Source organism: Paenibacillus diazotrophicus, from assembly GCF_042610465.1.
In genome coordinates this window covers 120,053-145,621 of record NZ_JBGJZN010000008.1, presented here as the reverse complement: position 1 = coordinate 145,621, position 25,569 = coordinate 120,053, and the positions used below count along the sequence as shown (strand labels likewise).

The following is a 25,569-nucleotide window of genomic DNA, read 5'->3' as shown; positions in this document are numbered from 1 at the left end:
TGGTTCAAGATGAATAGATGGCTGCAAGAAAGGGCAACATTATTCATTATTGAAAACGGAGGAGGCAGCTGTCATTTGAAAGCTCCGTTAACCTGCTGCACTTTAAACTGGGTGAATTGCTTAAGATCTTGAATAACCTGATCCTGCTCGTCTTCCTTCAGCTCGTAGATACATTCCCTGAGCCACTCTCCAAACATGTAGGCCTGCCTGCCTTTACGCGGCTGCTTACGCAAGGAGTCCAGACTGCCCTCAAACTTATCGTTCAGTACATCATTAAGATTATATTTCTCAATTTTTTCTATTACCATTCCTGCCCCATATTCCGTTTCATAAACGATTACCTCGTTCGAATCAAACGATACATAAGAGGTTTCTTTGCCTTCCTTCGCCCGAAATTCCTTCAGCTTGTTAAAAGCTGTCTCATAAATATAGTCCTGCGACTGATTATGCTGCGGTTGCTTATATCCCTGCTTGAGTGTCTTGATATATTCAAGGTCAGGCATATAATCTGCGAGATGATACATCCGATTCTTGAGATCTGCTCCAAGCGCCTCAATAATCTTATCCAGATTATCTTTTAGCGGAATACTCTCGCCCCGTTCAATCTTGCTGAGCTGGGAATAGCTGATGCCGCTCTTCTCCTCCAGCCCTCTTAAGGTCAGCCCACGTGTTTTTCTGAAGTGCCGGATGAAGTTCCCCAGCTCATCGGGATAGTTATCGAAATCGTTCATAGGAGTCACCTCTACCTCTATCATAACACAACATAACACTTTGTGTTTCATTATAACAATTAATACCGTAAAAAGTTTGACTACGTTCACTAATTATTGGTATGATAATTGCCGATCCGGAATGCAATACATAAAAATGGTAATAAGTTTAAAGTTGAATATGTAAAATTCAATATATGACATTAATTAATAAATTCTCCCTCTATTTCAACAAAATATGATAGAATATTCCTAGGTGGAAATACCTATATTATATTTACTGGGGGAGTACAAGATGTCCAGTTCAAATCTAGAAAAAGCACAACCCAATGCTTCAGGACAAACCAAGTTTTGTCTACACTGCGGAGAGAAAATTAACGTTCAAGCTGTGGTGTGCAACAAGTGTGGACTACAGGTCGAAGAGTTGAAAGGAGCTGCTTCTCAGCCCCAAATCGTTATCAACAACTCTAATATGAACACAAATATCAATAACAATGCAGGTCTTGGAAGACCAAAAAGCAAGTGGATTGCTGTCTTGCTCTGCTTCTTCTTGGGAGTCTTCGGCGTACATAGATTCTATGAAGGAAAAATCGGCACAGGTATTCTGTACTTCTTCACCGGTGGATTATTAGGAGTAGGTACGCTGGTTGACTTCATCATCCTTTTATTCAAGTCAGATCCTTATTACGTTTAGGCAAAAGTACAAAAAGTCCCGGCTCACAGAGCCGGGACTTTTTGGTGTGTACTATAAATCGACTTATTTCATTGTGCCATCACAACCATAACTAACTTTCCACCTTACTCTTGTCGATATATCTTCCAGATGGTAAAAAATTCATTTAATTAGGAGGGAATTTCATGTCTTCTATCTCATCAATCTCATCGAACTCGACCCATAAGTCAACCTCAGCTAATCCAGCCACAACCTCTCTCAAAGATAAAGAGATCCAAAATTTACTGGATAGAAAATCTAAATTAAATGAAGAGATTCAAGCAGTGAAAACTAATGATAAATTAAACTTTGAACTAAAGCAGGAACGTATTCAGTCCTTAAATTCATCGATACAGGATATTGATGCGCAAATTACTCAAATCAAAGCTGAACAAATGCAAGAAAAAAAAGACCGAAACCAACAAGATCAAGCGGAGACTAAGAAACCCGAACCGGACATAACTGACTTATCCATGGATGTATTAAAAAATAGTATGACTTACGATAAGTTGGGTATGCTTGTTGGGATTAACAAGCGTCTAGAGGGTTCAATTGCTACCCTCAAAATCGAAGCAAAATTAAACGGATCAAGACATTCCGCCGGTTCAACCGATGATTCCGGGAAACAGATCCAGGATATTAAGTCTAAAATAAAAGCCATTGATTATAAAATCGGTGATTTACTTGGAGAAATGAATAATAAAATTGATAATAAAGAAGATCTGACCAGAGTAACCCGTCCCGAGGATAGGAATAATAACGTGCAAAATAATTCTTCTGAAGAGACATCAGCTTCAAGTGAGGAGCAGCCCATTTTAACAGAAACCGAAACACCTCCCACTCTTTTATCTATTGATATTCGAGTATAGCAACAATTTTTCTCACCAGGATATATACATAAAAAAACCGCGATGGCACGGGATGTTACAATTCCCGATACCATAGCGGTTTTTTACTTTCTTCACTCCTCCTTACCCTTTCAAGACACCTTATGCTCAATCCGCAGCTTGTCGGCTACCATGGCAATAAATTCCGAGTTAGTTGGCTTGGATTTGGAGATATTAATGGTATAGCCGAACAAGTGGGAGATGCTGTCGATGTTGCCACGGGTCCATGCGACTTCGATGGCGTGACGGATGGCGCGCTCTACACGGGACGGCGTTGTCTTGAATTTCTCGGCTATAGCCGGGTATAGGGTCTTGGTGATGGCACCCAGGATCTCGATATTGTTATATACCATGGTAATGGCTTCACGAAGGTATTGATAACCCTTGATATGCGCAGGAACGCCAATTTCATGAATGATCGAGGTAATATTAGCATCCAGATTCTTGCCTTTGGAGAGCGGAACCACGTTGTTTCCTCTGGAGCCGGAGTAATTGGACATGCTGGATGAAGAACTCATGCTTCCCTGTGTACCAACGAGTTGACGCACACGGTTGGCAAGAACCTCCATATCAAATGGCTTAAGAATATAATAAGAGGCGCCAAGCTGTACAGCACGCTGAGTGATGTTCTCCTGACCGAAGGCGGTCAGCATAATGATCTTGGGTTCTGGCTTCAGATCCAAATCGCGCAGTCGCTCCAGAACACCTAATCCGTCCAGATGAGGCATGATGATATCTAGAATAAGGACATCGGGAATTTTGCGTGCTTCGCTCAGCATTTGAAGTACTTCTTCCCCATTATAGGCGATGCCCGTCACGGTCATATCTTCTTGTTCCGTAATGTACTCAGCAAGCAAATTCGTAAACTCCCTGTTGTCATCGGCCAACAACACTTCAATGTTCTGCACTGGCTGCTTCCTCCTTATTTATATCTGCTTTTCGAAAATAATATTTATCTTCGCTCCTTACAGTTTCGACATGCCGATTCAATATCCTTCTGTCGAAAATTATTTTTCTTTATTTTTTTTCAGTGTTGGATTATAATTGAATATTTATTTCACGATTCGATCTTGTTCGTTAGCCTTCGACAAAAAAATCTTAAGGCTAAACCGCCTTAAGATTATAGGGAAAGGTATGTTCTTGTTGAACTACGCCGGAATCCTGAAGCATCCATTCGATAAAACAGCCATACCCTGATTTGGGATCATTAACGAATACATGGGTTACTGCACCGACTAAACGTCCATTCTGAACAATCGGACTGCCGCTCATACCTTGGACAATACCACCGGTCTTATCGATCAGACGGGGGTCGGTTATACGAAGCACCATTCCTTTGGTTGCTGGAGAATCCTGACGGGCTACATGAATAATCTCTACGTTAAATCGTTCCACCTGCTGTCCATCCACAACCGTCAGTATTTGCGCCGGCCCTTCTTTGACCTCATCGCTCATAGCGACCGGAATGGGTTCCTCATAAAGGCTGTGCTCCGGATTACGGGTCATTTTACCGAAGATTCCGAAATCCGTATTACTCTCCACATTCCCGAGGACCTGACTTTCTTTGAGAAAATGGGCACGTTTCTCCCCAGGATCGCCATCCTGGCTTTTGGAAATTGAGGTCACACTGGATTGCACAATGTGCCCGCTGCCAACAACGATAGGGGTTCCGGTATTCATGTCGGTTATAACATGGCCCAGTGCACCATACACACCCTGCTCCGGTGCATAAAAGGTTAAGGTTCCTACACCCGCCGCAGAATCGCGGATATAGAGTCCCAGACGCCAAACCTTATCATTGCGGTCATATGCCGGTGTGAGCTTGGCTGTATGCTCTTTGCCGGCACGTTTGTAGATAACGGTAAGGGGTTGATGGGTTATACCTGCATGCTCCACCAGCTTGGAAACCTTGGACACCTCATCCAGCTTCACCCCATTGATGGAGATCATCAGATCTCCGGGCAGTAAGCCGCTGTTCTCTCCAGGGGATAGCTTGGTCTTCTGTGACACTTCGATCAAATGATGTCCGACAACAAGTACGCCTGCAGACTTCACTTTTACACCAATCGTCTGCCCCCCGGGGATCACCTTAAGATCACGGGTTTCCCCCTGAACGGTCTTATCAGGCGGGTTATCCAGCTCTGCGGCATAGCTCTGATGAGGTCCCGTTATGCCTGATAAGCTAAGAAAGAAGGCAAATAAAAGGCCGGGCATTAATTTCCTGAGGTTCGGCTTCAATGGCTGTCACGCTCCCTTTTGCTTCTTTCGCTTGACGAAAAAGGTGGTCGCCAATTGCGTACCTATAAGATAACCTTGCCCCCAGGCTTTTATTACTGTCAATCATTGTCCCGCTTACCCTGCAGCCGCCTTGCTGGCCTCAGCCAGACCGAGCATTTCCTGTGCATGGTGTAAGGTTTTTTCGGTAATTTCCACACCGCCCAGCATTCGGGCCAGCTCCATAACCCGGCCCTCCAAAGGCAGCGACTCCACTTCGGTCATGGTGCGCCCGTCTTCAACTTTTTTGCGGATAAGGTACTGGTGATCTGCCATGCAAGCCACCTGAGGCAGATGGGTAATGGAGAACACCTGACAGGTAGACGAGAGCTTGTACAGCTTGTCTGCAATGGACTGGGCTGCCCGGCCACTTACACCGGTGTCCACTTCGTCAAAAATGAGTACAGGGATCGCATCATGCCGGGCAAAAATACTCTTCATCGCCAGCATAATCCGCGACAGCTCCCCACCGGAAGCGATTTTGCCCAGCGGTCGAAGCGGTTCACCGGGATTCGGTGAGATCATGAACTCTGCACTGTCGATCCCTTGCCGGGTCAGCCGGTAGCGGCGCTCCTGGTATTCTACTCCGCGCGGGTCCTCCATGATGTCAAGCTTAACCTGAAGCGAGGTTCGTTCCATCTGAAGGTCTTTCAGTTCACTTTCCACCTGGATTGCCAGATCAGACGCACACTGACGGCGTGCATCACTAAGTGCTTCAGCCGCTTCCATTAGCGTGCTCAGGAGACCGTTACGCTTCACCGTGAGCTTTTCAATATATTCGTCCTTATTCTCCAGCAAATCGGTCTCCCGGCTAATTTGTTCATAATAAGCCAGAATCTGCTCCACGCTGTCTCCGTATTTACGCCGAAGTCCGGAAATCTGATCCAACCGGTTCTCAATATCCTCTAGCCGTGCCGGGTTGAACTCAATTTCGTCGCGGTAATCCCGCAGCTGAAAGGCTGCATCCTCCAGCTGATAATAAGAGGATTGAAGCTGTTCCAGCACAGCTTTGAGACCCTTCTCATCGTATTTCACTGCATCCTCCAGCCGTGAAATCACATTGCTGATCGATTCCAGCCCCTGCCGGTCATACAGCAGCTCGTATGCGCCGGATACGGAATCCATCATTTTCTCGCTGTGGGATAGTTTGACCCTTTCTTCGGCAAGTAATTCATCTTCCCCGGGTTTTAGTCCTGCGGAAGAAATTTCCTCCAGCTGAAAACGGTACAAGTCCAGCATTTGATAAGCCTTCTGGCTGGTTTCTTGCAGCTCACGGAGTTCTTTTTCCACCTTGGCAAATGCGGTATATTTCTCTTGATAGTCGGCCTTAAGCGGCCCGATAACAGCTTCTCCGTAAGTATCCAGCAGGCCCAGATGGCGCTCTGCCTTCAGCAGATTCTGATGCTCATGCTGTCCGTGAATATTAACCAGCTGTTCGCCGATTTCCCGCAGCATGCTGAGGTTTACCATTTGCCCGTTAACACGCGAGGTGCTCTTACCCTGTGAGGTAATCTCACGGCGGATAATCAGGTGCTCCTCCGGGTCTGCAGTGATGCCAAGACGCTCCAATGTCTCCCATACCGGATGGGATACAGGCAGACTGAAGAGCGCTTCCATCTCAGCCTTATCCGTGCCGTAACGGATGGAATCTGCGGAGCCGCGGCCTCCGACTACAAGCCCTAAAGCATCGATAATAATAGATTTCCCTGCCCCAGTCTCCCCTGTCAGCACGTGAAAACCCGGATAAAAATGAACATCCACCGCTTCAACAACGGCAAGATTACGGATCGATAATGTATCTAACACGAATACAGCACCTCCGAAAAGATGATTGCTACATCTATTTTCTAGGATATATATCCCATGATTTGTGAAATAACTTCCTTGCTGTTCTCCGGCTGGCGGCAGATAATCAGGATCGTATCGTCTCCGGAAATAGTGCCCATAATCTGCGGCCAGTCAATATTATCAATCAGGGCAGCGACTGAGTTAGCCGTACCCGGAAGACATTTCATCACCACAAGGTTGGCGGAGGAATCAATATTCACAAAATTGTCTACTAGCACGCGCTTCAGCTTCTGTGTTGGATTGTAACGCTGATCCGTAGGCAGGGAGTATTTGTATCTGCCGTCATCCATAGGAACTTTTATCAGCAAAAGCTCCTTGATATCCCGCGACACCGTAGCCTGGGTAACTTGAAAACCGGCTTCGCGCAAGGCTTCCACCAAATCATCCTGTGTCTCAATTTCCTGTTGTGTAATGATTTCTCGTATCTTAATGTGCCTGTGACCCTTCATTGTTGCCTCCTGTATGGTTAAGTTAACTTTCTAAGTGGATTCGCCATCGTCTCTGCCAAGCCTAATCTCATGGATCAGGGAAGCGGTGGTGTTGACATACAGTACTCCGCTGCAGTCCGGATAAATCAGCAGATACGGCAAAAGCGAATCCCGGAGGCTGCTTCCTGTAAAGTCGAGTGTCTTGCGCGGACGGGAGAGGATTACCAAATAGTAGGAGTCCTCTTCTTTGCTCACAACATAATCAATGAACAACCTGCTATACATGGAAGCCCCGTCCACTGAAAAAGACAGTGGAATCTTCAGTTTGCCTCCAATTACTTCGTAGCCAGCGGCTTCCAGTAAATCCAAAGAGGGATGAGGCAAAATATCTTTATTAAGCGGCAGCCTGTCCTTAATGAACGAACGTGGAGAGCTTTGCAGCCATATGTAAATCCGGTAAATGATAAATATTGCGACCGTTAGTCCAATTAGCACCATTACGGCTTTATCAGAACCCGCCAATTTCATCACCTCGGAGATTAATTCGCGTGAAACCTGCGAAAATCCTGCTTCCACTGAAGAAATCCCGGCTGAACATATGGGTGTCCTGATTGATTCTAGAGGAAATATAAGGCTAGACTACCTTATTCCCCGGGATTTTGCAAAAAGACTTTAATACAGTCAAAAAGAAACTCATCACTTAGATGAGTTTCCAGATTTACTGACTTTGAATATTGCTGCAGCTTCCTTAACCACGGTCTCGGCCAGCGCTGCGAAGTTGAGCGGCTGTAATTGATCAGGAGACTGTTCATCGCCAGGTTCAACTACTTCAGGCAAGAGCTTCCAGTGCGCCAAAAACTCGATATTCCCTTCACCACCGGTAATGGGTGAGAAGGTTAAGCCTTCCAGTCGGTATCCCAGTTCAGCAGCCATTCCCAGAACGTTCATGAGCACTTCCTGATGGACAGCCGGTTCCCGGACCACACCGGATTTGCCCACCTTTTCCCGTCCCGCTTCGAACTGAGGTTTGATTAATGCAACAATATCTGCTGGTCGTTCAAGAAGGGCCTTTAACGGCGGTAATATAATCTTCAATGAAATAAAGGATACGTCTATACTTGCAAAGTCGGGGACAGGTCCCTTCAGGTCAGTTGGGGTCATATAACGGAAATTGGTCTGCTCCATCACACTTACCCGATCATCACTCCGCAGGCTCCAGTCCAGTTGGTTAGAACCCACATCAATTGCATAGACATGGCTCGCACCGTTCTGGAGGGCGCAATCCGTGAAACCTCCTGTAGAAGAGCCAATATCCAGCATGATACGCCCGTTCAGGTCAATCCCAAACTGCCGCAGTGCCTTCTCCAGCTTCAGTCCGCCGCGGCTGACGTAAGGGTGAACAGCACCTTTCACCCTCAGGGTAGCACTGCGAAGCACCTTCATCCCAGCCTTCTCAATCCGTTCCTCATTCGCGAGCACAAGCCCCGCCATGATCGCAGCCTTGGCCTTTTCCCGGCTCTCATAAAAACCTTGTTCCACTAACAGTACATCAATTCGTTCCTTAGGGTGTTCCATGGTCATCTCCCGATTGTTCTTAGGCTTACCGCTTCCACTGTCCTGTTCAGGAGGTAGAGGTCGTCTTATAGGCAAATGCGCTAGATGCCTTCATCGCTTTGATCCGGCTAACTACTGCTTCGACAGTCAGTCCGGTCTGCTGGCGCTGTTCTTTGATGGATCCATGCTCTACAAAGATATCCGGCACACCCATCAAATGAACCCGGGCATCGTAAATTTCATGCTCTGCGTAATATTCAAGCACCGCACTGCCCAGACTCCCCGCCTGACTGGCTTCTTCCAGCACGATCATGCCTGTTCCCGCATGGGCCAGGTCCAGCAGCATAGAGCTGTCGAGCGGCTTCAGGAAGCGGGCATTGACAACACTGAGCTGAATACCTTCACGCTTCAGTTGCTCTGCCGCTTCCTCAGCGACCTGAACCATCGGTCCGCAGGCAAGCACAGCATAGTCATCACCTGGACGCAGCCGCTCCCAGGATCCGATTGGAAGGACCTGCAGCTCTGCATCGAGTTCCACACCCGTGCCGTCAATACGCGGATACCGGTAAGCAATCGGACCGTCATTATATTCAAGCGCGGTCTTCATCATATGGCGCAGCTCATTCTCGTCTTTGGGCATCATCAACACCATATTCGGAACATGGCGCATAAAGGCGACATCATATACCCCCTGATGGGTCTCACCATCAGCACCAACAAAGCCTGCACGGTCAATGGCGAACATGACATTGGCGTTGTGGCGGCAGATATCATGTACAATCTGATCATAAGCCCGCTGCATAAAGGTAGAATACACCGCATAGACCGGCTTCATTCCCTCCATCGCTAAGGCTGCACATAAGGTTGCCGCATGCTGCTCGGCAATACCTACATCAATCATCCGGTCGGGAAATTCCTTGGCGAACGGGAACAATCCCGAGCCGCCAGGCATAGCCGGAGTCACTGCGATTAGCCGTTTGTCCTCACGTCCAAGCTCGATTAGTGTCTGGCCAAACACTTCGGTATACATAGGATTTCCTACAGCCTTCAGGGACTGGCCGGACTCGATTTTATAAGGAGAAATAGCATGTGATTTATAGAAATCGGTTTCAGCTGGCTTGTATCCTTTGCCTTTGGTAGTCAGAACATGCACCAATACAGGACCGGATACATTATCCGCCTGATGGAAAGTTTCAATCAGCTTCTCCATGTCATGTCCGTCGATAGGCCCCAGGTAGGTGAACCCGAGCTCCTCGAACAGCACGCCGGGAACCATCATATATTTAAGGCTGTCCTTCACATTCTGAGCTGTCTTGGCCAGTCTTCCGCCGATCGCTGGAATCTTCTTCAGAAGTCCTTCGACCTCATCCTTTGCACGCAGGTAATGACGGTCCGAACGGATCTTGCTCAAATAGTTGTGCATCGCACCCACATTCGGCGCAATAGACATCTCGTTGTCATTCAGGATAACCATCAGCTTGCGGCGCTCATGGCCGATATGATTCAGCGCTTCAAACGCCATCCCGCCCGTCAGTGCCCCGTCTCCGATTACGGCGATAACCTTGTTGTCCTCGCCTTTCAGGTCACGGGCCATGGCCATTCCCATTGCCGCAGACAGGGAAGTGCTACTATGCCCGGCTTCCCAGACATCATGCTCACTCTCTGAACGCTTCACAAAGCCGCACAGTCCGTCTTTTTTGCGCAGCGTGTCAAAACGGTCCTGGCGGCCGGTCAGTATCTTGTGGACATATGCCTGGTGTCCTACGTCGTATATCATTTTGTCCCGGGGACTATCATAACAGTAGTGCAGGGCCAGCGTGAGCTCCACTACCCCCAGATTGGAGCCGAGGTGCCCGCCGGTTACAGTGAGCTTCTCGATCAGAAACCGGCGGATTTCCTCCGCAAGGGTAGCCAGCTCCTCGACTGACAAAGATTTAAGTTGCTGAGGATCATTTATTTGTGGAAGCAGCACGAGTATTCCCCGCTTTCCTAGATGTTGTAAAATATATATAAACCCCATTATAACACAAACGAAACGGCTGTCGAAATACAGCCGTTCCGGTATGAATGCTAGTGGTCTCGCTTCATTAGGTATTCCGCGATATCCAGGAGGCGCGTATGGTCCTGAAAGCAGCCTTCCAGCACAGCAGTGCGGGCCGCCTCTGTCAGTCGCTGCACCTCTTCGCGTGAAGCGTCCAGCCCGATAAAGTAAGGATAAGTCACCTTTTGCTGCTTAACGTCGCTGCCCGTTTTTTTGCCCAGCTTGCTTTCGTCGCCAACCAGATCGAGAATATCATCCTGAATCTGGAAAGCAAGTCCGATATGTGTCCCGAAATCACGCAGCGCCTCTAACTGTCTGCTGTCAGCCCCCGCAATACGCCCTCCGGCCACAAGGGAGAATATGATTAGATCCCCTGTCTTATGCTGGTGGATGTACTGAAGCTGCTTCAGATCGGTAAGCCCTTGTTCACCTTCCATATCAGCGATCTGACCTCCAACCATCCCCCGGGGACCCGCCATTTCTGCCAGATCCTCTATAACGGAAAGGACATTGTCCGCTGACACACCATGCTTCCGAGAAGCCTGGACGATACTGAAAAAGGCATGTGTCAGCAGCGCATCTCCGGCCAGAATAGCCGTTGCCTCGCCATAAACCTTATGGTTCGTCAGTTTACCGCGCCGGTAATCATCATTATCCATTGCGGGCAGATCATCGTGGATCAGGGAGTAGGTATGCACCATCTCGATAGCAGCCGCTACCGGAAGAGCCGCTTCACGGCTGCCTCCCAGCGCCTCACAAGCGGCGACCACCAGCAATGGACGGAGACGTTTGCCACCGGCTTGCAGTGAATAGCTCATCGCATCCTTCAGACTGCCGGGTACGTTCCATTCAGCAGGCAAAGATGCTTCCAGCTCCCTCACAACCAATCCGCTGATCTCGGCGATATATTCGTTCAGAGGCTGACGCTCCTGATTCCCAACAGCCATAGACTCCTGCTTGGGCTCAAAGCGATTCATCGCCTTCACCTTCCAGACGGGCACCGAATGGTTTCTTGCGGAGCTCGCCGTCCATTTCGGTAATCATTTCAATCTTGCGCTCCACCTGCTCCAGCTTGCTGCCGCACAGCTGTGAGAGCTTCATTCCCTGCTGGAACAAATCGATCGCCTTTTCAAGGGGAACGTCACCGTGCTCCAGCTCACGCACGATTTCTTCCAGCTGCTCCATGGCTCCTTCAAAATTAAGTTCAGCTTCCTTCGCCATTCGTTATGCCATCCTCCTTCATGCCCCATACCTGGCAGCTTAGCTGTCCGTCATTTAGCTTTATGTTGACCATATCGCCGAGCTGTACTTCGTTCAGCGACTTGATTAAATGCTCTTCTTGCTCATCATAGACGAGACTGTACCCCCGCGACATCACCTTAAGCGGGCTGAGCGCATCGAGATGGCGCAGCTCGGCGGCGAAGCGCGAGCGCTTCTCCTGCAGGCGCACCTGCATGGCACCCGCAAGCTCGCGGGTGATGCTCTCGGTGCGCCGCCGCGCAGCGCTGACACTCGCCTGCGGGTGGAAGCGCTGCAAGCTGTGGTGCAGCACGGCCTGGCGCTCCCGTGCGCGGCCGTGCCGGTCTTTCGCTGCGCGAAGCAGGCCTGCGCGCAGCATGTCCAGCCGCTGCGCGTGCTGGGCCAGCTGGCGGCGAGGGCCGACCAGCGCCAGCGAGCGCTGCAGCGAGGCCAGGCGCTCGCCGCCGCGCTGCGAGCGGCGCAGCAGCCCTTGGCGCAGGCGCTGCTGCGCTGTGCGGAGCTGCGCCGCCAGCTCGGCGGCGTGCGGCACAGCCAGCTCGGCCGCCGCCGTCGGGGTTGCCGCCCGAAGATCGGCGGCGATGTCGGCGATCGTGAAATCGGTCTCGTGGCCTACGGCCGAGATGACCGGAATGCGGGAGGCCGCAATCGCGCGGGCTACGGCTTCCTCATTGAAAGCCCACAGCTCCTCAAGGGAGCCGCCCCCGCGGCCGACAATGAGCACATCGGCTTCGCCCATGGTGTTCAGGTTCTCGATGGCCTTCACAATGGAAGGCCCTGCACCTTTCCCCTGTACCAGAACAGGATACAGCACAATAGCAACCTGCGGAAACCGCCGCTGAAGCGTGATGATAATGTCCCGTACGGCTGCGCCTGTCGGAGAAGTTACTACCCCTATGCAGCGGGGAAACCGCGGGAGCGGACGTTTGCGTGCCGCCGCGAACAGGCCTTCCAACTCCAGCTTGTTCTTCAGCTGTTCATACGCCAGATACAGACTGCCGATGCCGTCAGGCTGCATATGAGTGGCATAGAACTGGTACTGCCCGTCCCGTTCATATACAGTCACATTGCCTCTGGCGATCACCTTGGTCCCTTCCTTAGGGGTAAAGGGTAACCGCTGGTTATGGGAAGCGAACATGATCGACTTGATCCTGCTGCTCTCATCCTTCAGCGTAAAATACATATGACCGCTGCCATGGTGGGTAAAATTGGAGATTTCCCCGCGAACCCATACATCGGAGAGCACCACATCCGAATCCAGCTTCATACGGATATAACGGTTAAGCTCCTTGATTGAATATACCTGCCGCTCTGCCGCCATGGGCGCTACCTATTCCTTATCCAGGCCGCGCCGGCGTTTGGCTGCAGTCAGCGTGTTGGCCATCAGCATGGTAATGGTCATCGGTCCTACACCACCAGGTACCGGGGTAATGTATCCTGCTACTTCCTTCGCGCTTTCATAATCCACATCTCCAGCCAGCTTGCCGTTGTCCAAACGGTTCATACCTACATCGATAACTACCGCACCCGGCTTCACAAAAGAGCCGTCAATGAAGTTAGCCCGGCCAATCGCCACAACCAGAATATCTGCCTGGCGGCTTAGTTCAGCCATATTCGCAGTCCGCGAGTGGCACATGGTTACCGTAGCATTCTCGCGCTGGAGCAGCAGGGATACCGGTTTGCCGACAATGTTGCTGCGTCCGATGACAACCGCATGCTTGCCGGACATTCCTGTGCCTGTACGCTTGATCAGCTCGATTACACCTGCAGGCGTGCAAGGCAAAAGACTATCATCCCCAATAACGAGGTTGCCGACATTGATCGGATGGAAGCCATCTACATCTTTCTGCACAGCAATGGCATTAATTACAGCCTTCTCGTCAATATGCTTAGGAAGCGGCAACTGAACCAGGATGCCATCAATTTCATCCCTGCGGTTCAACTCAGCTACAAGTGCCAGCAAATCTTCCTGGCTAGTCGCAGCATCCAGTCTATGCACTTCGGAATGGAAGCCCAGCTCGGTGCTGGATTTCTCTTTATTACGGACATAGACCTGAGATGCAGCATCTTCACCAACGAGCACAACAGCAAGACCAGGCTTTACGCCCCGTTCGGCTAATAAGGCAACTTCCCGGGCAATGTCGATACGAATTTCGTCAGATACTTGTTTACCGCTGATGATTGCTGCTGTCATGTAATTCTCTCCCCTTTATCTATCCTGAAATATGATCTGCAAATCCATCACTTGATTATAATCCTACAGGTCGGTCTTCAGCGTATCAATCTCCTGAATCATCTTGCCAAGCACACCATTAACAAATTTACCTGAATCCTCTGTCCCAAAATGTTTGGCCAGATCAATGGCTTCATTGACAGCAACCTTGGCTGGCACATCATTCCCAAAGACCATCTCAAAGGTGGCAAGGCGGAGAATCTGGCGGTCCACCCGCGACAGACGGCTCATCTGCCAGCCTTTCAGGTAATGCTCCAGCATATCATCAATGGCCATCTTATGTTCCCACACGCCGTTCACATGCGCTACTACATAAGTCTTCAGCTCAATTTCATCTGTAATCACACGCTCGGTCTCATTTTCTTCCGAAGCTTCAGCGATCAGCATTTCTACCGCTTCTGCACTTTCCACTTCATTCATTTCCATCTGATACAGGCTTTGGACAATAATCTCTCTTGCTAAACGTCTTTTCATGTGTTCCTCCTACAATCTTATCTGGATTGCTTATATTGGTGTTTCATTGTTTCTTCTTGCAACTATTGTAAGCTTAATGGAGCAGATTCTATCCTCTCTGAGAGCCGCTGCTGCAAAAAAAACCGCGTGGCCCTCCTTCCGGCATCAGGCAACTCATACATACGGGTTCCAGGCTCCGGAAGAAAAGCTATCGCGGTTCATTTGAAGGGGCGCCAGCGTCCGGACAACCTCTCTATCAACTCCTGCCACTGAAACAGCGGGGGCTGTGCGGTGTCCTTTCTTTTGCCAAGCGTATAACCTATGAACACAACCAGTGCAAAGAACAGCATATCCCAAAAACCGCTAATTAAATAAATCAACCCGAGAACGACACCGAAGGTGACTCCGGCAATTCTACCCCCGTGACTTTCCCATACTGCTTTCCACGACATAAGGGAAACTCACCTCTATTCCACTCGACTTTTGAAGCTTGGAGACTGTGTGAGGTTAGCAATGTATACTGAGACGTCCGCAACCGGAATTCCGGTAGTATCCTGCACAAAATCATGCACCTGCCGCTGAACCTCGGTGGTCAGCAGCGGAAGAGAATGCTCTCCGTCCACCACTGCGCGGATCATAATCTCAAGGCCTGCCTGTGAGACACGGATACGAGACTTCAGGTCTCTGATGCCTTTGACTTTGCCGGCAGCCTTCAGGCTCAGGTTCTCAATGGTTTCCATGGAGATCTGAATATCCCCGTACTCTGTACGCTGATCGACTGAAGGCATGGAAGCCCGGTCACGGCGCAGCGAGATGTAGAAGAAACGGATGCTGAGCAGGAACAGAATAACAGCCACAACGATGGCGGCGATATAGGCCTCAGGTTTGTCCAGCATGTCAAAAGAGTCCGGAATGGCACCGCTTAACAGGAGGATGGCAATTACAGATAATATTCCGATGCATAAGCTGTAGAGGAACAGCAGGAGCCTGTCCAAAATTTTTGCCACGAGTCTCATAACCTCCTTAAATTAGAGTAAACCCTCGACGGTGCTGTCGGGGGTTTATGGAAGAAATCTGTCTTTATTTCACGCGGAGAACCGCATCCGTTTCTTCGTTCTTGTCTACAGTAGTGTTGCTGCGGAACTGAACATCATGAATATGCACATTCACTTCAACTACCGTCAGACCGGTCATGGTCTCGATCGAACGCTTCACGTTGCGCTGAATTTCAGCAGCCACTTCAGGAAGACGGTTACCGTACTCGATAATTACGGATACGTCCACTGCAGCTTCGCGTTGTCCAACCTCAACCTTTACACCTTTGGAGAGGTTCTTACGGCCGAGGAGTTCAACGATGCCTCCGGCAAATCCGCCGCTCATGCCTGCTACGCCTTTTACTTCCACGGTTGCCAAACCTGCGATCACCTCAATCACTTCAGGAGCGATCTGGATTTCACCGATTTCCGTACGTTCGTATTCTGTCGGCAATGTACTCATTGTGGACTCACACCTTTCAAAGAAAAGTTGTTCAATATTTCAAGCGCCAAGCACGTCTCTTATTAAACATACTATATCATTTGGCGAACTTTATGACAAACAAAGCACAGCCGTCCTAAATTTCATATTCTTCCAGGAATTTAATATCAAAATTACCGTCCAAAAACACCGGATGCTCCAGTAATTTCTGGTGGAATGAAATCGTGGTATGTATGCCTTCCACAGCAAATTCGGAGAGCGCACGCTTCATCTTGGCGACAGCTTCCTGGCGGGTCGGGGCCCATACAATGAGTTTGGCAATCATGGAGTCATAAAAAGGAGAGATTGTGTACCCCGGATATGCTGCGCTGTCCACCCGTACTCCCAAACCTCCCGGCGGCAGGTAAAAGCCGATTTTGCCCGGTGAAGGCATAAAGTTCTTATCGGGATCTTCAGCATTGATGCGGCATTCAATCGACCATCCATTGATATGAATGTCTTCCTGGGTAAAGGACAATGGATTGCCTTCCGCAACAGAGATCATCTCTTTGATCAGGTCTACACCTGTGACCATTTCCGTTACCGGATGCTCGACCTGAATGCGGGTGTTCATTTCCATGAAATAAAATTGTCCATCCGGTCCAAGCAGGAATTCGAGCGTACCCGCACCAGAGTAATTCACGGCTTGTGCGGCACGTACAGCAGCCTGGCCCATGGCATCGCGAATCTCCTGAGTCAGAACCGAGCAAGGTGCTTCTTCAAGTAACTTCTGGCGGCGGCGCTGTACGGAACAGTCCCGTTCACCTAGATGCACTACATTGCCATGGTTATCGGCAATAATCTGAATCTCTACATGCTTCATACCCGTCAGGAATTTCTCCAGGTATACCCCGGCGTTGCCGAATGCCTTTTGCGCTTCCTGCTGGGCAGCTGTAATCTGCTTCACCAGAGACTCTTCATCCTCGGCAATGCGGATACCCTTGCCTCCGCCGCCTGCAGTTGCCTTAACGATAATCGGATAGCCGATATCGCGTCCCAACATAACGGCTTCCTCAATATCGCCCACAAGCCCGTCTGAGCCCGGAATAATCGGAACGCCTGCCAGCTTCATCGTTTCCTTGGCTACTGCCTTGTCACCCATGCGGGTAATGGCATCGGGCGAAGGACCGATAAAAGTGATGTTGCAGGATTCACAAATCTCCGCGAAATCCGCATTCTCGGCCAAAAATCCATAACCGGGATGAACAGCGTCACACTCCGTCAAAGTGGCCACACTCATAATATTGGTAAAGTTCAGATAACTGTCCTTGGCTGGCATCGGGCCAATGCAGTACGCTTCATCAGCTAGCCGGACATGAAGTGAATCCCGGTCAGGCTCCGAGTATACCGCAACGGTGGATATGCCCAGTTCACGGCAAGCTCTGATAATGCGGACCGCGATTTCACCACGGTTGGCAATCAACACTTTTTGAATGTTCATGCATTTCCTCCCAAAGTTTAACGAAGCTTGCTAGCTCCTCATGATTCTCGCGGCTGTTACTCCGGTTTCACCAGGAACAGCGGCTGTCCATATTCAACAAGCTGGCCGTTCTCCGCGAGTACGGACACGATCTCGCCTCTAACTTCCGCTTCCAGCTCATTCATCAGCTTCATGGCTTCAATGATGCAGACCGTTGACTTCTCACTAACCCGGTCGCCCACATTCACAAAGGATGGGGTCTCTGGCGAAGCGGCACTATAAAAGGTCCCAACCATCGGGGAGACAATTTTATGCAGTGTGCCTTCAGTGGTGGCGGGTTGCTGAGCTGCTGCGGGAATTTCAGTCACTGCAGCAGGTACAACATACTGCTGGGTATGCGCCTGAGGGGCTTGCGTAAAGGGGTAGGCATAAGGAGTCGCCTGAATCGCCATTCCGTCCGTTTCAGAGCGGTCCGGTTTGCGGATCGCAAGCTTCATTCCTTCGCTTTCAATCTCCAGTTCGTGTACGGAGGAGGTTTGGTCCAGTAATTTAATCAATTCCTTAATCTCGCTTAACTTGAACATTCAATAGTTCACTCCTTCAGCTTTCTCTCGAAGCCACAAGCAAAAAAGGCTTCTCCGTTCTTCTCAGGAAGCGTATTCCAAGATAACTTTATGTATTATATCACAAACGCTAGAAATGGAAAGAGCCCGGGACAACCCGAGCTCTTTCGGCATATTCTGTTATTTTTCTCAAGCGGATATTATTGCTCGGATACATATTGGACTCTGATCTTATCCTGTGTGACGCTCAGTTCCTTCATGACTAGGTCAACAATTCCAACGGCTTGCTTCACATCAAGCTTGTCACTGAGGACTACAACAGTATAATTATCGCCGGATTCCTCTTTGACGATAGCTTCACCATACTTTTGCTGCAGCTGATCTTCAATGCTGGTGATTTTGGATTCTTTTTCTTCAAGCTTGTTTAGTTGCTCACTGGCTGCCGCATTCTCAGCAGGGGTTTTATCCATATCATTGATTGCGGCAAGCAGATCATTCTGGTTCTTCAGGTTCTTCTGCTCACGTTCATACAGGTAGTTGTTGAACAGGCTGCTGGCCGAAACACTTTGTGAAGCCACTTCATCCAGAATTGCGGCATCGTCTTTGGCTGGAGTCTTTTCTGTAGCGGCGGCTGCAGTGTCTTTGTCTGCTTTGGAGTCTTTTTTGTCTGTCTGGGAGGCTTTTGCGGTTTGGTCTATGGTCTGATCCGCGGTCTTATCCGGTTCTGCTGTAACCGCATCTTCTACGGCATTGCCGGCACTGGCAGATGTGCTGTCTTCGTCTGTTACCGCAGCCGCTGCCTTGTCACTATTATCTGGAGCTACGGCTGCACTGCTGTCATCCTTCGCTGCGGCATTGGCCGCATCCTCGCTAACCCCTTGCGTAGTGACTTCGTTGATGACCAGTCCGCTGTCCAGAGCAGGAGACTGGGCTCCATCGGCTCCGCCTTTTATGTTATCCACCTGCACACTGCCAGCCGTTTCCTTGGGAATGGAAGCTCCAGAATCTTCTGTGAATAAATAGTAAGCCGAGAGAACCACCATCAAGCTGAGCATGGAAACCAACCAAATTGTCTGCCGTTTGCCCTTCATTTTTAATTCCTCCTAAAAGTTTATTAGCATGCACTTCATACGAATGAATTTGCTATTCCTGCTTGCGCGGAACTACGGAAATCCGGTAGCTGGGCACGTTCAGGCCTTTTTCGATCGCTTCTTCAATCAGACCTCTGACGATTTTGTTCTCTGCGCCTTTGGCCACAACCAGCACTCCGCGCACCTGGGGTTTGATCCGCTTGGTGATAATCGGGGTTTCATCACCCGACTGGCTGTAGGTGACAATTTCTCCATCCCTTGTGTACTGGGTAGTATGACGCTTGCCCCCGCTGGCATCCGTCTCTTCGCTCTGCTGCTGTGAGTCGTTCATATTGCGCTGTACCACGATTTCCTCTGTAGAATCTACAGTAACCATAATGTCCACTGTACCGACGCCGACGATTTTCTCCAGAATTTCTTTGGTGCGGTTCTCCAATGCCTGCTCAATGCTGTCAAAAGAACCGGAGGCTGCTCCGTCTCCCTGCTGCAATGCCGCCTGTGAGCTTTCGATCGTTGGGGGCGGCTCACGCCCCGTATTCTCGCTGTCCAGCTTCTTCACATTTACAAAGGAGTTGAACAGCATAATTGCAGCGCCGAGCAGTCCAAGAATGATCAGCCAGCGGAAAGTATGACTCCGCTTCGGACTGCCGGAACCGCCGCCTGCCCATTGCTCCAGTTTTTTCAGCCAGTTGCCCATCTCTTATCCCTCCTGCAGAATTGCCTGGGTTTATAGTTTTGCTTCCTCGGAACTGCTCCTCTGCACCTGAATGACTTCGCGGCTCAGATTCCAGTTCTGCTCCAGCAGCCTGATGACCGACTCGTCCTGATCTTTGTCCGTTCCCTTACCCGCAGCGGTAGTGCCGTCTGCAGGTACATCAGCCGGGGAGGCTGCGGATGCAGCGGCAGATTCAGCTTCGGGATCAGCGTCCAAGTTAACCTGTACCGGCTCTACCGGCGGGATAATAATCGGCTCCGCGGGCAAGCTGTCTGTGGCGCCCGCTTGCGTTCCGCTGCCACTTGAGGCAGCAGGGACAGCATCCGGAAGGAAAACCTTCACCGATGCAATCACTGGTACCGCTTCACCTCCGGCACTTTCGGAGGCTTTTCCCATCCCCAGCGTCACCGTAACCTTAGCTCCCTGAACCCCCGTGCTCCCGGCAATCTGGTCCCGCATCTCTCCTGCTACCTCCTCCGCAGCAAGCTTCAGGCTCTGCTCCTGTACTCCTGCGGCCAGCATCCGTCCGTCTGCCAGAATCTTCTCCAGGGAACCGGCACCTTTTACTGCTCCCGATAATACTCCGCCATTCTTCTCCTGCTGGTTCAGGGCCAGGCTAAGCTCCCCGGTGACATCGCCCTTCAGCAGGGTCACAATTGGACTAAGCAGGGTCAGCAGGACCAGGAGGCTGAGCACCAGCCTGGCATACCGCTCCATGGATTTGCTCGGCAATAGCATTTCCACAAAAGCAGCCAGCAGGACCACCAGAATAAGCTCCCTGAGCCAACCGCCCAACCAGGTCATTGTCTTTCCTCCTCGTTCTGTGCAGCACTGTATCCTGCAGTAACCTTTTTACATAACAGCAGCGAATCTATACAGCATCACCTCATCATGACGGTGACATTTCCGGCGGTCAGCATGATGGTGACGGCCAGGAAGAACATGAGCGAAACGGCAGCAAGTGCGGCGAACACGTAAATCATGCTTTTGCCGATCGTTTGCAGACAAGCAACAATTGGAGTATCACCCAAGGGCTGCATGACAGCCGCAGCCACATTGTAGATGAGGGCGAGCACGAGTATTTTTATGGCCGGAAATGCGCAAAGGAACAAAATGATAATGACACCCGAAAGCCCAATGGCGTTCTTCACCAGGAGCGATGCAGAAATCACCGTATCGGTGGCATCCGCGAACATTTTGCCGATGACCGGCACGAAATTTCCCGTAATGTATTTGGCGGCACGGAGAGTCACTCCGTCCGTTACTGAGCTGGTAATTCCCCTTACAGAGATGACTCCCAGGAACACCGTCAGCAGCACACCCAGCAGTCCGGCACCAACATTTCGCAGCAGATTGGCAAGCTGGGTCAGCTTGTATTTCTCCGACATCGCGCTCACCAGATGCAGTACCGCCGAGAAGAAGAACAGTGGAAAAATCACGGTGTGAATGAGCGTGCTCACGGTATGGATCATGAATACAATCAGCGGATGCGTGACAGAGACGGTCACGATATTCCCCATCGATGCCAGCAGTGCGAATAACAGCGGAATCATGGCCATCATAAAGTCAGTCATGTGGTCGATGGCATCCTTGGCATATCCTATAGCTACATTAAAACTATTAACGGCAATGACCAGCACAACCATATAACAGAGCATATAAGCGATTTTACTGACCGATTTGCGTTCAAAGGCAGTCTGCAGCGTCTCCAGAATCATGCTGAGCACACTGATCATAACGATCGTAACCAGCAGCTTGCCATTAAAAAGCACCTCATGCCACATGTAGGAGGTCAGCCCGGACAGCACGCTTTTGAAGCTTAGCCCATTGTCACCCGGCAGAAGCATATCCATCAGCGAAGGTGTTGCACCTTCCGGAAAAAATCCCCCATAGTCCTTCATCAGCTGATTCCAGTAGGACTCCACCTCACCTGTAGGCAGGTTCTCTACCTGCCCTTTAACCCAATGATCTACCGGAGAGGATGAGCCTCCCTGGCTAGAAGGCTGTGAAGACGGAACCGGCGACGGGACTGTCGCAGCAGCAAACGCCGTTCCTGAACACCATAGCAGCAGGCAGGACAGCAGGAGCAGAAGGGTGGCCAGTCTTGGTGGCCGAAAAACATTGCGCGCACACATACCTTTTCCCCCCGACCTGTTTCTAACTTTTCTTCCTGCCCTAATATTTGTTCAAGCCGGCAAAAGCTTCATTACTGTCTCGATAATAATGCTGATAATCGGCACGGCCAGCACCATGATCAGCACCTTTCCGGCTAGCTCAATCTTGGAAGCAATCGATTCCTGACCGGCATCGCGCACAATCTGCGCTCCAAACTCAGCGATATAGGAAATCCCGATGATTTTGAACACGGTTTTGATGTAGATCATTTCCATTCCCGAAGACTCTGCCACCCGCTCCAGCGTCCCCAGAATCGTTCCGATCTTGCCGATCAGGAACAGGAAGATCAGAATGCCTGCGGCAGTGGTCAGCAGAAAGGCGAACATCGGCTTTTGTTCCTTCAATACGAGTATTAGGACAGTCGACAAGAGCCCAATTCCCACCACTTGAATGATTTCCATAGCCTTGGCCTATTGAAAAAGAAAAATTGTTTTAATTTCCTGGAGCAGGCCGTCCAGCATGCGAATGACCATAAACAGCACGATGATAAAGCCGACAATGGTTACCCAGTGGGCGATGTCTTCCTTGCCCATTTGCTTAAGCACCGTGTGGATCATGGCGATAATGATGCCGATGCCGGCTATTTGGAAGATCGCGTTGACTTCAATATTCATTCCTGGCACCTCGCTAAAAGATCAATATGACGATCAATGCTCCAAGCAGCAGACCCAGGCTTTTGCTCATTTTTTCATATTTGCCCTGATCTTCCCTGGCCACTGTCTCCTCCTGTTTCAACTGCTGCAAAGCGAGCGCAATATGGGTGCTCTGATTCGACCTGTCACTGGTGCCCAGCGTACAGCTGAGCTGCCGGAGGATTTCCCTCTCCGTCCCTTTCAGCGAAGCCGCCTTCCAGTGCTCCTCCATCGCCTTCGTGATCGCTTCCTCGGCGCTGCGGTCCAGCGGGGGGCTCATCTCTACAGCCGCAGTAGTGAAAAATGCTTTCAGCGGCTCCTTCGACTGGACTCCGATCCGGCGCAGTGCCTCCGGCAGCGGAGTGTAGCCGTACTGGATCTCGGTCTCCAGCCGCTGCAGGGCTGCGATGAGTCCTCTGATATGCCTTGGCCTGTCTGCGTACTGGGCAGCCCGCTTGAAGCCGGCCATCGTGCCTGCAAGAACAATTAGCACTGCTCCGAAGAGCTTAAGCATGGCGTTCACCGCCAAGCGCTTCCCCGGGCGGGACCAGCAGCAGGCTGCGCTTCTGCCCGTCCAATATCCGGAAGGTCAGTCCCGCCTCTGTCCGGTGAAGAATGACATAACGCTCGAACATCCGGTGCTCCAGCAGTGCACCTAGTCCAGGCCGCCGGGCCAGCTCGGACACTTCTTTGCCATGGGCTGAAGCAACTACCGAGATGCCTGCGTGCAGCGCCTCGGTCACTGCTTCGGCATCCTCAAGGCGGCCGATCTCATCCGCGATCAGCACATCGGGTGAGAGCGAACGGATCATCATCATCATGCCTTCAGCTTTGGGGCACCCGTCGAGGATGTCCGTCCGCGGCCCGACATCAAAAGCGGGAATTCCGCGCCGACTACCGGCGATTTCGGAGCGTTCATCGACAATGCCAACCTTCAGGCCCGGCCGGTTGCCCTCGCGCATGTTCTTTCCGCCTGTTGAAATCTGCCGAGCCAGATCTCGCAGCAGGGTGGTTTTGCCATGCTGCGGGGGCGAGAGAATCAGCGTATGCATAATCCGCTGCCGTCCCTTGTCGAGCAGGTAAGGCAGTACACCATCGGCAAGGCCCTGCATCTCCCGTGCGATCCGCACATTGAAACCGGTGATGTCGCGCAGATGCTCTACCCCCCCGCCGCTCAGCACAGTCCGCCCAGCCAGTCCGATCCGGTGCCCGCCAGGGATTGTAATGAACCCTTTACGAAGCTCCTCTTCCATGGTATAGAGCGAGTGATTGCTGATCAGGTCCAGCAGACGGTGCGTATCTTCCCGGTCCGGCTTGTACGCTTCTCCGGGATTCAGTGTCAGGCTTCCGCCCGCACCGAGAAAATGGTATTTGCCCCCGGAATAATTCACCTCCAGCGGACGCCCTTCGCGAACACGGATCTCCTCCACCTTTTCAAGCAGCGACGCAGGCAAGCCCCGCAGGAGCGCTCTTACTTTTTCAGGAAACAATTGCAGCCATTCATTAGCCATACAGAGTACCCCCAAGTTGTCCTCTACTTTAATAGCTTTATTCCATACTTATGCTTGTACGTGTACTTTATGACTATCATCTATCATTTTTTTAGAATTCCGATTAAGAGAAAGGCTACCCCGCAGCCAATCCATCCCAGTTTGCCCCACGACAGCTCCTGCGCCATCCCTGTCAGACCGACTGCAGTGGTCAGAATCAGAATGGTCGGCCCTACCAAAGCCAACCCGGAATTGACCACCAGCGCTTTGTCCACCTGGTTCAGCTTCAGCATGATCAGGGCCGCTGTTATTTCAACACTGCCTGAGAGCAGCCGTAATGCCGCCATCCAGCTTACATACTTGTCCAATCTGCTTCACTCCCTTAAAAAAAATCTATCGCTAGGATTCCTGAGATATTTCGTGCTGTTATCCATGGATATGCGGGACGGGCTCACTTTAGACAAGAAGAAATGAACGAATATACTAAACAAGGTGTGAAAGAAATCATAGTGTACCCCTCTATAAAAAAATATCATCGGTATGATAAAATATATTTTGCGCGTTTTGAACAGGCTGATCTGGAAAATATAAGTGTGGGTTGTTGGACAGACTAAGACCTCCTTATCTTTTCAAGAAGTATCTAAAATGCAGATATAGACATCGGAAGAAGAGGGGATTTATGTCATGCAAGTTCGCAATGTAGTAGTACCGCTCATATCAGGGCCCGTAGCCAAGCAAGTGAAGGAAGTCGCCATCATCATTTTCTCGGCATTTCTAGTGGCGAGCGGGCTCCGTCTGTTCCTCATTCCCCATCAGCTGCTGAGCGGCGGGGTGGCGGGAACAGCATCTGTCATCGGTTATCTGACCCATCCAAAGTACATTTCGCTGTATTATTTCGGCATCAATCTGCCCATTCTGATTTGGGGTTTTGTTGCAGTGGGGAAAAAATACATTTTTTATAGTCTGCTGTCAGTCGTATCAACCACATGGTTTCTCAACATTATTCCGTTAATCAAGCTGACCAAGGACCCAATTCTGGCAAGCATCTTTGGAGGAGTCATCATTGCAGGGGGTGTAGGCTTCTCCCTTCGTGCAGGAGGTTCTTCCGGGGGATTCGATATCCTGGGCTCCATCATTACCCGCAAACGTGATATTCCGATGGGCACCGTGCTGTTTGTGATGGACGGGCTGGTCATTCTGAGTCTGGGTTTCTTCAAAAGCTGGGACTCCGCCCTGTACGCCATGCTCTGTATCTTCGTCAAAAGCCGCGTAGTCGATATGATTCATATCCGCCACATCAAGCTAACCTGCTTCATTGTCACCAAGGAGCGCGAAAAGATGCTGAACCGTCTCACTTGTCTGCCCCATGGTGTCACTGTAGTGAATGCAGAAGGCGGGTACAGCCATGAAGGTAACACGATGCTCATGACCGTTACTACCCGTTACGAGCTGGCCGAGCTGCGCAAAACCATCCTTGAGACCGACCCGAAATCATTCGTCAACGTGTTGGAGACCGTAGAGATTGTTGGCCGCTTCAGAAGGCTGGGATAAAAAAAATGCCCCGACGCCAT

Annotated in this window: 30 protein-coding genes; 3 read left to right on the top strand and 27 right to left on the bottom strand. The window is 50.5% G+C overall.

The features are described from left to right. Positions 1–71: 71 nt before the first annotated feature. The gene (locus tag ACAN54_RS25185) at positions 72–731 is read right to left on the bottom strand and encodes a helix-turn-helix domain-containing protein (RefSeq protein ID WP_379161993.1); all 660 of its coding nucleotides are present in this window, start codon (positions 729–731) and stop codon (positions 72–74) included. Positions 732–1,005: 274 nt separating this feature from the next. Between ACAN54_RS25185 and ACAN54_RS25180 the strand changes: the two genes are divergently transcribed. After that, the gene (locus ACAN54_RS25180) at positions 1,006–1,404 is read left to right on the top strand and encodes a TM2 domain-containing protein (protein ID WP_379161990.1); all 399 of its coding nucleotides are present in this window, start codon (positions 1,006–1,008) and stop codon (positions 1,402–1,404) included. A 164-nt stretch (positions 1,405–1,568) separates the two neighbouring features. Continuing rightward, positions 1,569–2,291, top strand: a complete 723-nt coding sequence (locus ACAN54_RS25175; RefSeq protein WP_379161988.1) for a FlxA-like family protein — start codon at positions 1,569–1,571, stop codon at positions 2,289–2,291. Between the two features lie 110 nt (positions 2,292–2,401). Here the strand turns inward: ACAN54_RS25175 and spo0A are convergent, their stop codons facing one another. The 26 genes from spo0A to ACAN54_RS25045 form a co-directional block, all read right to left on the bottom strand. Further along, entirely contained in the window at positions 2,402–3,217 is an 816-nt protein-coding gene (gene spo0A / locus ACAN54_RS25170; protein ID WP_379161985.1) for a sporulation transcription factor Spo0A, read from the bottom strand. 196 nt (positions 3,218–3,413) lie between these two features. Next, positions 3,414–4,523: a SpoIVB peptidase gene (gene spoIVB / locus ACAN54_RS25165; RefSeq protein WP_379161982.1), complete on the bottom strand. Its 1,110-nt coding sequence runs from the start codon at positions 4,521–4,523 to the stop codon at positions 3,414–3,416. 138 nt (positions 4,524–4,661) lie between these two features. Further along, a complete protein-coding gene (recN, locus tag ACAN54_RS25160) occupies positions 4,662–6,389 on the bottom strand; it encodes a DNA repair protein RecN (RefSeq protein WP_379161979.1) in 1,728 nt (575 codons plus the stop codon). 41 nt (positions 6,390–6,430) lie between these two features. Beyond that, positions 6,431–6,880, bottom strand: coding sequence for a transcriptional regulator AhrC/ArgR (gene ahrC, locus ACAN54_RS25155; RefSeq protein ID WP_379161976.1), 450 nt, complete (start codon positions 6,878–6,880; stop codon positions 6,431–6,433). Between the two features lie 30 nt (positions 6,881–6,910). After that, entirely contained in the window at positions 6,911–7,435 is a 525-nt protein-coding gene (locus tag ACAN54_RS25150) for a hypothetical protein (protein WP_379161972.1), read from the bottom strand. A 120-nt stretch (positions 7,436–7,555) separates the two neighbouring features. Beyond that, positions 7,556–8,434, bottom strand: coding sequence for a TlyA family RNA methyltransferase (locus tag ACAN54_RS25145; RefSeq protein WP_379161969.1), 879 nt, complete (start codon positions 8,432–8,434; stop codon positions 7,556–7,558). 46 nt (positions 8,435–8,480) lie between these two features. Further along, positions 8,481–10,385 (bottom strand): 1-deoxy-D-xylulose-5-phosphate synthase, encoded by a 1,905-nt coding sequence (gene dxs, locus ACAN54_RS25140; RefSeq protein WP_379161966.1) that lies wholly within the window; start codon positions 10,383–10,385, stop codon positions 8,481–8,483. A gap of 98 nt (positions 10,386–10,483) precedes the next feature. Further along, entirely contained in the window at positions 10,484–11,431 is a 948-nt protein-coding gene (locus ACAN54_RS25135) for a polyprenyl synthetase family protein (protein ID WP_379161963.1), read from the bottom strand. Continuing rightward, complete coding sequence (gene xseB / locus ACAN54_RS25130) at positions 11,418–11,675, bottom strand: exodeoxyribonuclease VII small subunit (RefSeq protein ID WP_379161960.1); 258 nt, start codon at positions 11,673–11,675, stop codon at positions 11,418–11,420. The genes ACAN54_RS25135 and xseB overlap by 14 nt, the downstream gene beginning before the upstream one ends. After that, positions 11,659–13,032, bottom strand: coding sequence for an exodeoxyribonuclease VII large subunit (xseA, locus tag ACAN54_RS25125; RefSeq protein WP_379161957.1), 1,374 nt, complete (start codon positions 13,030–13,032; stop codon positions 11,659–11,661). The genes xseB and xseA overlap by 17 nt, the downstream gene beginning before the upstream one ends. A 9-nt stretch (positions 13,033–13,041) precedes the next feature. Further along, the gene (gene folD / locus ACAN54_RS25120; RefSeq protein WP_379161954.1) at positions 13,042–13,905 is read right to left on the bottom strand and encodes a bifunctional methylenetetrahydrofolate dehydrogenase/methenyltetrahydrofolate cyclohydrolase FolD; all 864 of its coding nucleotides are present in this window, start codon (positions 13,903–13,905) and stop codon (positions 13,042–13,044) included. Positions 13,906–13,968: 63 nt separating this feature from the next. Further along, positions 13,969–14,418 carry a transcription antitermination factor NusB gene (gene nusB, locus ACAN54_RS25115; protein WP_379161951.1) on the bottom strand — a complete coding sequence of 150 codons (450 nt, stop codon included), beginning with the start codon at positions 14,416–14,418 and terminating at the stop codon, positions 13,969–13,971. Positions 14,419–14,615: 197 nt separating this feature from the next. Then, a complete protein-coding gene (locus ACAN54_RS25110) occupies positions 14,616–14,849 on the bottom strand; it encodes a DUF2273 domain-containing protein (RefSeq protein WP_379161948.1) in 234 nt (77 codons plus the stop codon). Between the two features lie 15 nt (positions 14,850–14,864). Next, a complete protein-coding gene (gene amaP / locus ACAN54_RS25105; RefSeq protein WP_379161945.1) occupies positions 14,865–15,404 on the bottom strand; it encodes an alkaline shock response membrane anchor protein AmaP in 540 nt (179 codons plus the stop codon). Between the two features lie 73 nt (positions 15,405–15,477). Beyond that, the gene (locus ACAN54_RS25100; protein ID WP_379161942.1) at positions 15,478–15,894 is read right to left on the bottom strand and encodes an Asp23/Gls24 family envelope stress response protein; all 417 of its coding nucleotides are present in this window, start codon (positions 15,892–15,894) and stop codon (positions 15,478–15,480) included. Between the two features lie 115 nt (positions 15,895–16,009). Next, on the bottom strand, positions 16,010–17,353 hold the full coding sequence (accC, locus tag ACAN54_RS25095) for an acetyl-CoA carboxylase biotin carboxylase subunit (RefSeq protein ID WP_379161939.1): 1,344 nt from the start codon (positions 17,351–17,353) through the stop codon (positions 16,010–16,012). Between the two features lie 56 nt (positions 17,354–17,409). Next, positions 17,410–17,916, bottom strand: coding sequence for an acetyl-CoA carboxylase biotin carboxyl carrier protein (accB, locus tag ACAN54_RS25090; protein ID WP_379161936.1), 507 nt, complete (start codon positions 17,914–17,916; stop codon positions 17,410–17,412). 179 nt (positions 17,917–18,095) lie between these two features. Next, positions 18,096–18,986 (bottom strand): SpoIIIAH-like family protein, encoded by an 891-nt coding sequence (locus ACAN54_RS25085; protein ID WP_379161933.1) that lies wholly within the window; start codon positions 18,984–18,986, stop codon positions 18,096–18,098. Positions 18,987–19,038: 52 nt separating this feature from the next. Beyond that, the gene (spoIIIAG, locus tag ACAN54_RS25080; protein WP_379161930.1) at positions 19,039–19,683 is read right to left on the bottom strand and encodes a stage III sporulation protein AG; all 645 of its coding nucleotides are present in this window, start codon (positions 19,681–19,683) and stop codon (positions 19,039–19,041) included. Between the two features lie 30 nt (positions 19,684–19,713). Continuing rightward, positions 19,714–20,505: a stage III sporulation protein AF gene (gene spoIIIAF, locus ACAN54_RS25075; RefSeq protein WP_379161927.1), complete on the bottom strand. Its 792-nt coding sequence runs from the start codon at positions 20,503–20,505 to the stop codon at positions 19,714–19,716. Between the two features lie 77 nt (positions 20,506–20,582). Then, entirely contained in the window at positions 20,583–21,836 is a 1,254-nt protein-coding gene (gene spoIIIAE, locus ACAN54_RS25070) for a stage III sporulation protein AE (RefSeq protein ID WP_379161924.1), read from the bottom strand. A gap of 51 nt (positions 21,837–21,887) precedes the next feature. Beyond that, positions 21,888–22,277: a stage III sporulation protein AD gene (gene spoIIIAD, locus ACAN54_RS25065; protein WP_039875230.1), complete on the bottom strand. Its 390-nt coding sequence runs from the start codon at positions 22,275–22,277 to the stop codon at positions 21,888–21,890. 9 nt (positions 22,278–22,286) lie between these two features. Continuing rightward, positions 22,287–22,490 carry a stage III sporulation protein AC gene (gene spoIIIAC / locus ACAN54_RS25060; protein ID WP_020426549.1) on the bottom strand — a complete coding sequence of 68 codons (204 nt, stop codon included), beginning with the start codon at positions 22,488–22,490 and terminating at the stop codon, positions 22,287–22,289. 13 nt (positions 22,491–22,503) lie between these two features. Then, a complete protein-coding gene (spoIIIAB, locus tag ACAN54_RS25055; protein ID WP_379162531.1) occupies positions 22,504–23,022 on the bottom strand; it encodes a stage III sporulation protein SpoIIIAB in 519 nt (172 codons plus the stop codon). Continuing rightward, a complete protein-coding gene (spoIIIAA, locus tag ACAN54_RS25050; RefSeq protein WP_379161919.1) occupies positions 23,015–24,019 on the bottom strand; it encodes a stage III sporulation protein AA in 1,005 nt (334 codons plus the stop codon). The genes spoIIIAB and spoIIIAA overlap by 8 nt, the downstream gene beginning before the upstream one ends. A gap of 83 nt (positions 24,020–24,102) precedes the next feature. Beyond that, complete coding sequence (locus ACAN54_RS25045) at positions 24,103–24,366, bottom strand: YqhV family protein (protein ID WP_379161916.1); 264 nt, start codon at positions 24,364–24,366, stop codon at positions 24,103–24,105. A 316-nt stretch (positions 24,367–24,682) separates the two neighbouring features. On the opposite strand from ACAN54_RS25045, the gene ACAN54_RS25040 reads away from it, so the two are divergent. After that, complete coding sequence (locus tag ACAN54_RS25040; RefSeq protein ID WP_379161913.1) at positions 24,683–25,549, top strand: YitT family protein; 867 nt, start codon at positions 24,683–24,685, stop codon at positions 25,547–25,549. Positions 25,550–25,569 lie beyond the last annotated feature (20 nt).